At 49.7% G+C, this 12748-nt stretch carries 9 protein-coding genes; 4 read left to right on the forward strand and 5 right to left on the reverse strand.

Annotated elements, in window-relative coordinates:
• Both L6472_RS02250 and L6472_RS02255 read left to right on the forward strand, forming a co-directional pair.
• Positions 1-1293 (forward strand): MFS transporter, encoded by a 1293-nt coding sequence (locus L6472_RS02250; RefSeq protein ID WP_237806785.1) that lies wholly within the window; start codon positions 1-3, stop codon positions 1291-1293.
• 34 nt (positions 1294-1327) lie between these two features.
• Positions 1328-4654 (forward strand): DUF5107 domain-containing protein, encoded by a 3327-nt coding sequence (locus L6472_RS02255; RefSeq protein ID WP_237806787.1) that lies wholly within the window; start codon positions 1328-1330, stop codon positions 4652-4654.
• Between the two features lie 472 nt (positions 4655-5126).
• Here the strand turns inward: L6472_RS02255 and L6472_RS02260 are convergent, their stop codons facing one another.
• Positions 5127-6383: a glycosyl hydrolase 53 family protein gene (locus L6472_RS02260; protein ID WP_237806789.1), complete on the reverse strand. Its 1257-nt coding sequence runs from the start codon at positions 6381-6383 to the stop codon at positions 5127-5129.
• A 163-nt stretch (positions 6384-6546) separates the two neighbouring features.
• Between L6472_RS02260 and L6472_RS02265 the strand changes: the two genes are divergently transcribed.
• Both L6472_RS02265 and L6472_RS02270 read left to right on the forward strand, forming a co-directional pair.
• The gene (locus tag L6472_RS02265) at positions 6547-7368 is read left to right on the forward strand and encodes a sensor histidine kinase KdpD (RefSeq protein ID WP_237806791.1); all 822 of its coding nucleotides are present in this window, start codon (positions 6547-6549) and stop codon (positions 7366-7368) included.
• A gap of 18 nt (positions 7369-7386) precedes the next feature.
• The gene (locus L6472_RS02270; protein ID WP_237806793.1) at positions 7387-8427 is read left to right on the forward strand and encodes a ComEC/Rec2 family competence protein; all 1041 of its coding nucleotides are present in this window, start codon (positions 7387-7389) and stop codon (positions 8425-8427) included.
• Here L6472_RS02270 and rseP read toward each other — a convergent pair.
• Genes rseP through murA form a run of 4 tightly spaced genes read right to left on the reverse strand, consistent with a single transcriptional unit; the run spans position 8401 to position 12746 of the window.
• Complete coding sequence (gene rseP / locus L6472_RS02275) at positions 8401-9768, reverse strand: RIP metalloprotease RseP (RefSeq protein ID WP_237806795.1); 1368 nt, start codon at positions 9766-9768, stop codon at positions 8401-8403. The genes L6472_RS02270 and rseP overlap by 27 nt on opposite strands.
• 28 nt (positions 9769-9796) lie before the next feature.
• Positions 9797-10942 carry a 1-deoxy-D-xylulose-5-phosphate reductoisomerase gene (locus L6472_RS02280; protein WP_237806798.1) on the reverse strand — a complete coding sequence of 382 codons (1146 nt, stop codon included), beginning with the start codon at positions 10940-10942 and terminating at the stop codon, positions 9797-9799.
• Positions 10939-11445: a ribosome maturation factor RimM gene (rimM, locus tag L6472_RS02285; protein ID WP_237806800.1), complete on the reverse strand. Its 507-nt coding sequence runs from the start codon at positions 11443-11445 to the stop codon at positions 10939-10941. The genes L6472_RS02280 and rimM overlap by 4 nt, the downstream gene beginning before the upstream one ends.
• On the reverse strand, positions 11442-12746 hold the full coding sequence (murA, locus tag L6472_RS02290; protein WP_237806802.1) for a UDP-N-acetylglucosamine 1-carboxyvinyltransferase: 1305 nt from the start codon (positions 12744-12746) through the stop codon (positions 11442-11444). The genes rimM and murA overlap by 4 nt, the downstream gene beginning before the upstream one ends.
• Between the last annotated feature and the right edge of the window lie 2 nt (positions 12747-12748).

A 12748-nucleotide genomic window follows, 5' to 3' on the forward strand; every position in this document is an offset into this window, starting at 1 on the left:
ATGCAAAATCAAAGTAAAGGATTTATCTATTTCATCTGTATGGTGTCTGCTATGGGCGGACTGCTTTTCGGATATGACTGGGTGGTGATTGGCGGTGCCAAGCCATTCTATGAACAGTTTTTTGGTATTGCAGACTCACCGTTGATGCAAGGCGTAGCCATGACCTCGGCCTTGGTGGGCTGTCTGGCGGGCGCTATGGTTGCTGGTGCAGCTGCCGACAAGTTCGGACGCAAGCCGTTGCTTTTCGTCTCTGCAGTTCTTTTTACTGTTTCTGCTATTGCTACGGGCTTGTTTGATGACTTCACCCTATTTAATATAGCCCGCTTTGTGGGAGGTATGGGCATTGGTGTGGCCTCTGCTCTTGCCCCAATGTATATTGCCGAGGTCAGTCCGGCAGAGATACGTGGCCGCATGGTGAGCCTGAACCAGATGACCATCGTGCTGGGAATACTGGCAGCACAAATCGTCAACATGCTGTTAGCGCGCGATACGGCCGTTGCAGAGTGCATGGCATGGAACGTGGCGTGGGGCTGGCGCTGGATGTTTTGGGCAGAGACCTTGCCGGCAGCTCTGTTTCTGGTGATGAGCTGCATGATTCCAGAGAGTCCGGTGTATTTAGAATTGAAGAATGGAAGAATTGAAGGATTGAAATCTAAAGGAAAAAACTTCAATTCTTCAATCTTTCAACTTTTCAATTCTCCACAATACAGTAAGGTTCTGCTGCTTGGCCTGGTAATAGCCGTGTTCCAACAGTGGTGCGGTACCAATGTGATCTTCAACTATGCTCAAGAGATATTCATGGGTGCCGGGTTCGATGTGGATGGCATGTTCATCAATATAGTGATTACCGGTGTGGCCAATGTGGTGTTTACCTTTGTAGCACTCTACACCATCGAGAAGTGGGGCCGGCGCACACTCATCCTGTTAGGCGCGGGCGGACTGGCGCTGATCTACCTCACCCTGGGCACCTGCTACTACTACGAGGTCAAGGGCTTCGCCATGGTGTTACTGGTCGTGGCTGCCATTTCAGTCTATGCCATGACCTTAGGCCCTGTGACGTGGACCCTGCTGGCAGAGATATTTCCGAACCGTATTCGCGGTGTGGCGATGTCTGTCTGTACGTTTGCCCTGTGGGTGGGCTGTTGCACACTCACCTTCTCGTTCCCCTCGATGAATGCAGCCCTAGGCAGTAGTGGCTCATTCTGGGTGTATGCCCTGATTTGCATATGTGCATTTGTTTTCCTGTATCGCCGCTGTCCGGAGACCAAAGGAAAGGTGTTGGCAGAAGAATAACGAAGAATGATTAGATTAATGATAGAATAGAGTAATGGTAAAAGCTTGGAGAGAAATGGTGACGATACCCACCTACGAGGTGGGACGTCCCGACAAGAACCCAATGTTCCTGGAGAAACGCGTGTACCAGGGTTCGAGTGGTGTGGTCTATCCTTATCCCGTCATAGAGAGTATCAGCAACGAGAAGGTGGACAAGGAGTACAAGGCTGTCTTTTTGGAAAACGAATACATCAAGGTGATGGTGTTGCCCGAACTGGGTGGCAGAGTGCAGATGGCCTACGACAAGATAGCCCAGCGCCACTTTGTCTATTATAACCATGTCATCAAGCCTGCATTGGTCGGACTGGTAGGCCCCTGGATATCTGGTGGCATAGAGTTCAACTGGCCCCAGCACCACCGTCCCACCACGTTTATGCCCGCCGACAGCACCATCGAGGAGTGTGAGGACGGCTCGGTATGTGTGTGGGTGAGTGAGATGGAGAAAATGTTCCATCAGAAGGGAATGGCAGGATTTGTGCTGCGCCCAGGTTGTGCTTATCTGGAAATACGTGGTGTGCTGTATAACCGCACGGATGTGCCCCAGACTTTTCTGTGGTGGGCTAACCCCGCAGTAGAGGTCAACGATGCCTACCAATCGGTGTTTCCACCCGATATCAATGCCGTGTTCGATCATGGCAAACGTGCCGTTTCGTCGTTCCCCATTGCCACGGGCATCTATTACAAGATGGACTATTCGGCAGGTGTGGACATCTCGAACTATAAGAATATCTATGTACCCACATCCTATATGGGCGTGAATTCGCGCTATAACTTCGAGGGTGGCTATGAGAACGACACGAAGGCGGGCATGCTGCATGTGGCCAGTCACCACTTCTCGCCAGGTAAAAAACAGTGGACTTGGGGTAACGGCGACTTCGGACGCGCCTGGGACCGCAACCTCACCGACGAGATTGTCGCCGACAAGGGTGATGAAACTTCTCACCTTTCACCTCTCACTTCTCACTTGAAAGAAGGCTTCCGGCCCTACATCGAACTGATGGCTGGCGTCTATACCGAGAACCAACCAGACTTTTCATGGCTGATGCCTTACGAGGAAAAGCATTTTGTGCAGTACTTTATGCCCTATCGTGAGTTGGGCATGGTGAAGGAAGCATCGAAAGATCTGTTGGTCAATGTTGATGTGACCGACGACGCACAGGGCGAACAAAAGACCGTCATGAAGGTGTTTGCCACATCTAGACAGCAGGTGAGACTGGTGCTTGAGACTGATGGCGGCGAGGTGCTCTATGACGAAGAAAGGGTGCTGACCCCCGAGGCGGTGTTGGTGGAGACCTTTCCGCTGACAGACATGCAGACTCTGAACCTCAGAATATACAAGCGCATGTATAACAATACGGAGCGTTGTGTGTTACAGTGGCATGCTGAGCCCGATGAAATCAGACCTATCCCCGACAGCGCTGAGGCTGCGCTGCTGCCCGAACAGATCAAGACCAACGAACAATTGTATCTCACAGGACTGCACTTGGAACAGTATCGCCATGCCACATGGAACCCGTTGGACTACTATGAAGAGGCTCTGCGACGCGATCCTGACGATATTCGTTGCCTGAACGCCATGGGCTTGTGGTACATCCGCAAGGGCCGTTTTGCACTGGCAGAGGGCTATCTGAGAAAGGCCGTGAAGTTGTCGCAGAAGCGTAATCCCAATCCTTACGACAGTGAGCCCATCTATAATCTGGCATTGGCGCTGAAATATCAGCAACGCTACGATGAGGCCTATGAGCTGTTCTGGAAGGCTACCTGGAGCAAGGCCTGGGCAGATGCAGGCTTCTTTGAGGCAGCAAAGGTCAGCGCAAGACAGGGACGCTATGACGAGGCGATTGAAGAACTGGACCGCTCGCTGGCATACAATGCCCACAACCAGAAGGCGCTGGCACTGAAGGCTGCGGTGCTGCGTCGCATGGGTAAGACAGAGTGCGCCATCAGTGTATGTGAGACCGCACTGCAGACAGATCTGTTTAACTATGGTTGCCGCTACGAAAAGTACCTCCTTACGGGCAGTAAAGTGGCACTTTGCGAACTGCAAAGCATGATGCAAGGATTGGCAAAGAACTATGATGAGTTGGCAATGGACTATCTGACGACTGGTTTCATCGACGAAGCACAGGCTGTCTGGCAGCTGGCCATCGAGGCAAAGGCTGTGACGCCCATGACCTATTATTATATGGGCTATGCCGCACATACGCAGAATGGCGATGATGCTCTTTACTTCAAACAGGCAGAACAGACATGCCCTGACTATTGCTTCCCTAACCGTCTGGAGGACGTTGTCGTGCTGGAAGAGGCAAAGAAGCATGGGTGTGCCATGGCTCCTTATTACCTGGGATGCCTGTATTATGCTGCACGACAGTATGACTTGGCTGTGGAAAACTGGGAGATGGCAAGCAAACGCAAACCAGACTTCCCGACAGTGTGGCGTAATCTGGCACTAGCTTATTTCAACAAGCAGCAACGAGAGGCGTTGGCTCTGGAATGTATGGAGCGCGCTTTCCATCTCGACGAGACGGATGCACGCGTGCTGATGGAACTGGATCAGCTCTACAAGCGTCTTCATCGTCCGCATCAGGAACGTCTGACGTTCTTGCAACGCTATCCTCAACTGATTGCTCAACGTGACGATCTGGTGCTGGAGGAGATCACGCTGCTGAACCAGTTGGAACGCTATGAGGAGGCTATGCATAAGTTGGATGCACACATCTTCCACCCGTGGGAGGGCGGTGAAGGCAAGGTGCCAGCGCAATATCAGATTTGTCGTGTGGAGCGAGCTAAGCAGTTGCTGAAGGCAGATCCACAGTCGGCCGAGGCAAAGCGACTGCTGGAGGAATGCTTGGTCTATCCTGCCCACTTGGGCGAGGGCAAGCTTTACGGTGCTCAGGATAATGACTTCCTCTACTTCTTAGGTCGCTATGAAGAAGGCATCGTCGGACCTACTGAGCCTGCAGCAGCCATGTACTACAATGATGCTAAGCCCGACAAGATATTCTATGCGGGGTTGTGCTATCGCAAACTGGGACAGGAAGACAAGGCACGTGGGCTGTTTAACAAGCTGATCAACTATGGAAAACAGCACATCTTTGAGCATCAAGTGATGGACTATTTTGCCGTGTCGCTGCCTGACCTCCTGATATGGGAAGACTCTCTGGATATGAAGAACCAGATACACTGTAAGTATATGCTGGCGCTGGGGTACTATGGACTTGGCGACAGGGCGCATGCCTTGCGCTATCTGAGTGAGGTGGAGGCGTTAGACAACAACCACCAAGGTATCCAGCAGTTCCGATCGTTAATCAACCTATTATAATATTTGTTTTTTGGGAATAGGCAGTGGCTATTTGTGGTAAACAAAAAAGCACTGCCTATTTTTGTAACCCCCTCCTCACCTCCCCGAGGGGAGGGATTGGTTCTTTTGTGGTTCTGTTTAGGAAGAATGGAGGGCCTGTTCTTTCTCTTTTGAGAGGTAAGAGAAAGAGTTTAAAACACCAGTAGTTTTACTTTTGATTTTGTTCCAGCCCCTGGAATGGTCTATTCCAGCCCCTGGATGGGGTGGATCTAGCCCCTAGAATGAGCGCATCCAGCCCCTGGATAGCGAACTTCCAGGGGCTGGATGCGGATCAAAACTTACCGAATTAGAAGTCAATACTGGCACTATTAGAAGTCAATACTGCCACTCTTAGGAAATGAAACGGCTGCTTTTGCGATGCAAAACCATAGCTTTTATGGGGTTAGGTAGCGGCGGTTATGCTCTGAAACCTACGAAACAGGCTACTTGTTGCTTATTTGAAATTCTGCAGTTCGTAGAGTGCATCCAGCGCTTTGCCCGTCTCGTTGTCGAAGAGGCTGGCGTTATACCAACCTGTGTTCAGGTCGCCAGAGGTTCCCTTGGCATTGGCTTCGGCCCACCACCATGACAGACCATTCACTTGAGGATGATTCTTCAAGAGAGAGATCAGGTCTGCGGTGTAGTTTTTCTGTCCGGCGTTGGAGTAGGGATAGGTGGTTTGCAGATCAGTGGTGGTGCCGGGTATGGCCCATTTCCAGGGATAGCCGGTCTCTACGATCTGGATGTCTTTGCCGTAGTTCTTTGCTTCCAGTTGGGAAAGCACGTTGTCAAGTACTGACAGCTTGCCGTGAAAATAGGGGTAGTAGCTCAGTCCGATGATGTCGTAGTCGATTCGGGCATTCTTCATGCGGTCGAAAAAATCGAGCAACACATTGACTTTCGGCACGCGCTCGCTGTGAATGATAATCTTGGCCTGCGGACAAACTTCGCGACAGGCTCTGCCTGCTTGCTGCAGCAACTCAAAGAAACGATTCCAGTTGTTGGCATTACTCGTGGAATAGCAGCGGTTGTCAGTAGTACCTTTTGCGCCCCAAAGCATGCCATAGCTAATCTCGTTGCCAGTTTGGATGAAGTCGGGGGCAGCACCATAGTCTTTCAGCTGTTGCAGGCAGTCACGAGTATATTCGTAGATCTTCTCCTTCAGCTGGGTGGCACCAAGCGATTGCCAGTCTTGTGGTGTCCACTGCTTGCCGGGATCTGCATAGGTGTCGCTATAGTGAAAGTCGAGCATGAACAGCATGCCGGCATCTTTGATGCGTTTTCCAAGCTTTTTCACGAAGTCGAGGTCCTGGATGACCTCTTTCTTGTTGGCATCATCAGTGATAGATTGGCCTTTCACCGGGTCAACAAACAAACGCACGCGGATGGTGTTCCATCCTTGTTCACTGACGAAAGACAGCAGGTCGCTGATGGCACTGCCATTCTTGTCTTTGTATTGTGCCCCCTGTTTTTCATACTTGGTGAGCATGGATAGGTCGCCACCCACAAACTTTAATGCGGGCACGTGTATGGTGATGCTGTCTATAGCACTTGTCTGGATATTGTCATTCAGCGTGGAACCATTGTTGGAAAACGAAATTTGATTGGTGGTGCGTGTGTCGCCTTGGCTACATAGATAGAACGATTGTGCGTGTGAAAGACCGGCACCTGTTGCCAATAATAAAACAAGGATGAACTTACGTAGATTCATTGTTATAGTGTTTAAGTGGTTATCTATTGATGGCAAAAATACAAAATAATTTGCTATCTAAACGAAAATACTGGCTCATTTTAGTTAAAACTCCTAAATTTTTTGTGGATACCTATTTTTTTTCCTACTTTTGCAGACACCTAATGAAGTCAAGAAGTCAACGATGAACTGGGAACTCGTTTTTTACATATCAATCTTTGTTTACATCTTCGTCTATATCATGGGACGAAGGAATTTAATGCGCACCATTTGGAAGCGTAATCAGCAGTTACGTATTGCTTTGGATAGAGCAGAGGAATCAGATCGAATGAAGTCGGCCTTTATTCGTTCAATGAGTCATGAGATACGCACACCGCTAAATGCCATTAACGGCTTCTCGCAGGTGCTCTGTATGAACGGTATGGACCTGAGCGAAGAGGAACGCATTGAGTTGGAACAGCGTATATCAACGAATGTGGAGATTATCACAGTGATTATCAATGAGCTGCTTGAACTTGCTCACGGTGAGAGTATCGTAGTGGAACAGGAACGCACGCCGATGCACGTGAACGATGTGTGCCGGACAGCGCTAAATCTTGCCAAGGCTTCACAGCATAAGGATCTGGTATTTTCTTTCGAGAGTGAACTGCCTGATGACTATACCATTTACAGCAATCGTAACATTGTGAGCGAGATTTTGAATAAGGTTCTAAACAATGCAGTGAAGTTCACGGAGGAGGGCGGAATCACATTGGGATGCCGGCTGCACGAGTATAATCTTCAGATTACGGTCACTGATACGGGTATCGGCATACCTACGGATAAGTTTGACGAGGTGTTTGAGAACTTTGTGAAGCTGAACGAATATACTGAAGGTGTCGGTTTGGGACTTCCTATCAGTCGCCGTCTTGCTGAGGCTCTTCATGGAAAGTTGTATATCGATCGTTCTTATTATGAGGGCACGCGTTTTATATTGGAGTTGCCGGTAAAGTTCTCACAAGAATAAGCAACAGGAAAAGACAGCATGAGACGATTGCATTTCACAGCACTATTGGGACTCACCATTTGTTTGATGGTGGGTCTCATTTTGTATAATGGCCTGAAACCGGAAAATGAGCGAGCCAGACGCTATTCGCAGAATCGTCATACAAGCAGGGCAATGGATGGCTATCGACACATGATGGCAGAGAGATATGCCATGCTGACAACTGATGAGGCCGACCGTAGTGTGCTGGCGGCAATGACTTTAGGCGAAAAGAAAGCAGTCGGTAAGGATGTCAGGCGAATCTATTCTGTGACAGGTGCTGCTCATGTTCTGGCGTTGAGCGGCTTGCATCTCAGTATCATCTATATGTTGCTGATGAGACTTTCGCTGAACAGACAACGAAGTGTCTTGGTGCAGACCATCATTTTGTCGATGGTGTGGGGCTATACGTTGTTGACAGGCATGGCAACAAGCACGGTGCGTTCTGCTATTATGCTGACGGTCTATTCGCTGTTGGCATTGGGCGGACGCAGGGGATACCCGCTCAATGTGTTGGCGCTGACGGCCCTCATCCTGATGATTTCAGATCGTACGGTGGTATATGATATTGGTTTTCAGTTGTCGTTTGCAGCCGTATTATCAATTGTTTTAATCACGCCTGTTGTCGATGAATTGGTCGATAAGAATCGTTTTTTAAAGTATCCGGTGGTCAAATGGCTTTGGGACCTGATGGTCGTGTCGGTGGCTGCTCAGATAGGTGTGGCACCATTGTTGGCATATCATTTCGGTACATTCTCACCCTATTTCCTGTTAACCAACTTTATAGCTATTCCATCGGTGACCATCATCTTGTATTTGGCATTGCTTTTCTGGGTGACACCTTTCGATGTGGTCGGGCAACTGCTGGTGGGAGTGGTACATATATTAAATAAGGTACTTGCGCTGTTGGCACAAATACCTTATTCGGTGATTGATCATCTGCATCCTACGGTCGTGCAGACCATTCTTATCTATGTCGGTTTCGGATGCTGGTATGCAGCCATCCTCAAACTGTTACAGAAGCCTCAGAATGTCGTTTAGGTTGGCAACAATCATCAGCAGGATGACAATGCCGAAACCTACATACTCTGCGCGTATCATGAAAGTCTCTGAGGGTTTGCGGCGGGTAATCATCTCGTAGATGAGGAAGAGCACATGGCCACCGTCGAGTGCTGGGATGGGCAGAATATTCATGAAAGCAAGGATGATGCTGAGGAATGCCGTCATCAGCCAGAACTGATGCCAGTTCCAGGTGGCAGGGAAGAGATTGCCTATAGAACCAAATCCACCGAGCGACTTGACACCATCGGAGGTGAAGACATACTTGAGGTCGTCAACGTAGGACGCAAGCACGTGCCAACCATATCTGATTCCAGCGGGGAAACTCTCGAAGAAGCTATACCGTGTGGTTGTGGGTTCGTAGATGGCTTTTGGTGCGAAGCCAAGCTTCAGGTCTGAACTCAATGTAGTGCTGGCACGGAAGGTGTGGCCTTGCTGACGGTAGGTAATAGTGATGGCACGAGCCGCTAATTGTTCCTGAGGTGTTTGTGCAGCTTTATAGACATCGCTCATTCTGCCAATCTCATCTATAAACTGATTGTATGAATTGATGGCTTTACCATTGATGCTCAGCAGTACGGCTCCTTTCTGTAAACCAGCAGCAGCTGCTGCGGTATTGGGCAGAACGCTATCTACGACAGCGGGGAGGTATGCGCGACAGAAGATGGGTGCCGACTGAATCATCTCCAGAAGGTTCAAGTCGCCAGGCAGTGTGATGGTGGCAGGCTGTCCTTGGCGCAGCACGTCAACCTGTTGTGCCTCTGAGATGACGCGGAAAAGGTCGCTATCGAACTTCTTGAAAGGCTTGCCATCTGCGGCCAGCAGCACGTCGCCATCCTTGAAGCCCAGCTCGTGCGCCTGCTTGTTGAACTCCATGCCTTGTGACATCTCGCTGACGGGTACATACGACTCGCCCCAGGTGTAGAGCACCATCGAATAGATGAACAGAGCCAGGAGGAAGTTGACAAGCACACCGCCAATCATGATAAACAGACGCTGCCATGCTGGCTTTGAGCGAAATTCCCAAGGCTGAACGGGCTGTTTCATCTGTTCGGTGTCGAAGCTTTCGTCAATCATGCCGGCTATCTTGCAGTAGCCTCCGAGGGGAAGCCAGCCGATACCGTATTCAGTGTCGCTTTTCTTTGGCTTAAACTTGAAAAGGGCGCCTTTCCATTTGGCAATGGATACGTCGAAGAAGAGGTAGAACTTCTCTACGCGTACGCCAAAGAGTTTGGAAAAGAAGAAGTGACCTCCTTCGTGGAGGAGTACAAGCAGTCCGATGGCAAGCATGAACTGCAGGAGTTTTATGAGAAATACTTCCATATTGTTCTTGTTGGATGTTTGTGGTTAATTATAATAGCTCCGTGGCGATGCGACGTGCCTCGGCATCGGAGTTGAGATAATCTTCATAGGTAGGAGTCTTCACAAAGGTGGCGCGCTGCATGGTCTGGGCTATGATGTCGCCCATCTGTAGGAAGCCGCAGCGGTCCTCAAGGAATGCTCTATTTACAATCTCGTTGGCAGCATTGACAATACAGGGCATGTTGCCTCCTTGGTGAATGGCTTCGTAGGCCATGGCCAGACAACGGAACTTGTTGAGGTCGGGCTCGAAAAATTCGAGTGGCTGTTTGAACAAATCCAAGCGCTGACCGCTAAGAGGCAGACGTTGTGGGAACGAGAATGCATACTGGATAGGCAGGCGCATGTCGGGTACACCGAGCTGCGCTTTGACCGAACCGTCTTGGAATTGGACGGCGGAATGCACGATGCTCTGGGGATGAACCAATACTTGTATCTGTGAGGCCTCTACGCCAAACAGCCATTTGGCTTCAATCACTTCGAAGCCCTTATTCATCATGGATGCAGAGTCGATGGTGATTTTGGCACCCATATCCCAGGTGGGGTGACGCAGGGCATCTGCTTTTGTGACGTGCGCAATCTCTTCCATGCTTTTCAGGCGGAAAGGACCGCCTGAGGCTGTCAGGAGAATCTTGTCAATGGGGTTGTTGTCTTCGCCAACCAAACTCTGGAAGATGGCAGAGTGCTCGCTGTCAACGGGCAAGATTGAAGACCGGTTCTCAAGGGCAAGCTTGCAAATAAGTTCACCGGCAACAACCAGCGTTTCCTTGTTGGCCAGACAGATGGTCTTATGTGCTTTGATGGCATGGATGGTGGGTGAGAGACCTGCAAAACCAACCATGGCAGTCAATACCATGTCTATAGGACCTGCTTCCACGATTTCGTCAAGCGCGCGAGCACCGGCATACACCTTCACGTCGGGCATGTCGCTCATCAGTTGCTTGAGTTCTTCGTAGCGGGCCTCGTTGGCTATGACAATGGCGGCAGGCTTAAACTTGTGTGCCTGTTGTGCCAAAAGTTCTACTTTGTTGTTGGCTGTGAGGCAATATACCTCGTAGAGGTCTGAGTGTTCCTCTATGACCTCAAGGGCTTGTGTGCCAATAGAGCCGGTAGAACCGAGAATTGCTATTTGTTTCATATATCAAAGATGCCCTGAGGAAGGGCCATTGTTATTGTTTTCTTGTTCTGATCGATAGCTGTGATAAGATCCTCGGAAGCGGGTATGAGTAGTCCGTCTTCTAAACAAAAAAGGATATTGATGGTCGTGTCGTCAATGCTGGCAATGCGGCCGACTGTCTTCTGACTGTCGTGGTCGATGATGGTAAATCCAACAAAGTAGGTCCATGTAATGTCTTCCTGGTCTTCGTTCATGTTGCGAGGCAGGAATACATCACAGTTGGTTAGTTCCTTTGCACGTTCGAGCGTATCGATATCGCAGAATTTTACTAAGGCGGTGGAGTCCGAGCGGAAACGATATTCTTCCATAAAGAAAGGTACCAGAATGCCATCAACCTCCAGAATCAGGTAGTCGGCATCGGCACGGTCGAAGATGTCATCGTCGAACATAAAGCTGAGTTCACCCTTAACACCGTGAGCCTTTCCTATCTTTCCTATCTTATAGACGTCTTCCTTACGTATCATATGCGTTGAATCTTTGCACCAAGAGCGTTCAGACGTCCTTCTATGTTCTCGTAACCACGGTCAATCTGTTCGATATTGTCGATGCGGCTCACACCTTTAGCACTCATGGCGGCGATAAGCAAAGCAATGCCTGCACGGATATCGGGGCTTGACATGCGGCCACCACGAAGTTGTAGCTTTCTGTCATGACCAACAATTACTGCGCGATGGGGGTCGCAAAGAATAATCTGGGCACCCATGTCTATCAGCTTATCTACAAAGAATAGGCGGCTCTCAAACATTTTCTGGTGAACAAGTACGGAGCCACGTGCCTGTGTGGCCACGGTGATAAGCACCGAGAGAAGGTCTGGTGTCAAGCCTGGCCAAGGTGCATCTGCAAGTGTGAGGATGGTTCCGTCAATAAACGATTGTATCTCGTAGTGACGCATACGAGGGATGAAGAGGTCGTCGTCTTCTTCATTAACCGTGATACCCATACGCCGGAAGGTGTCAGGAATGATGCCAAGGTCTTTGATAGAAACGTTTTTAATGCGGATGCCATCACCTACCATGGCTGCCATACCAATGAATGAACCGACCTCAATCATGTCGGGTAGGATGCGGTGAACTGTACCATGAAGCTCTTCAACGCCCTCGATGGTGAGCAGGTTGGATGCAATGCCACTGATGCGTGCTCCCATCTTGTTTAGCATTTTGCAGAGCTGTTGAATATAAGGCTCGCATGCAGCGTTGTAAATGGTTGTCGTACCTTTAGCCAAAACAGCCGCCATGACGATGTTGGCGGTACCAGTGACCGAGGCTTCGTCGAGAAGCATGTATGCACCCTTTAGGCATGATGCAGAGATCTCATAGACATCTCGTTTGGCAGCATGATTGAATTGTGCTCCTAAGCGTTCGAAACCCAGGAAGTGTGTGTCCAGACGGCGGCGTCCAATCTTGTCACCGCCTGGCTTAGCGATAATGGCTTTGCCCATTCGTGCCAGCAATGGACCAATCATCATGACCGAACCACGTAGCTGGGCACATTTCTGTACGAACTCATCGCTCTCCAAATACTTTAAGTCCAGATGGTCTGCTGTAAAAGTATAGGTAGAGTGCTCGTCCTCAACAACCTTCACACCGATGTCCTTGAGCAACTGTATGAGATTCATCACATCGCGGATGTGGGGAATGTTGCTGATGGTGACAGGTTCACTGGTGAGCAGAGTGGCACAAATCACTTGCAGAGCCTCGTTCTTGGCTCCTTGAGGAAAAATGGTTCCGCTGAGCAGATGACCTCCTTCTATTTGGAATGCTGACATGG

It is taken from the genome of Prevotella sp. E13-17 (genome assembly GCF_022024035.1).
Lineage (GTDB): Bacteria > Bacteroidota > Bacteroidia > Bacteroidales > Bacteroidaceae > Prevotella.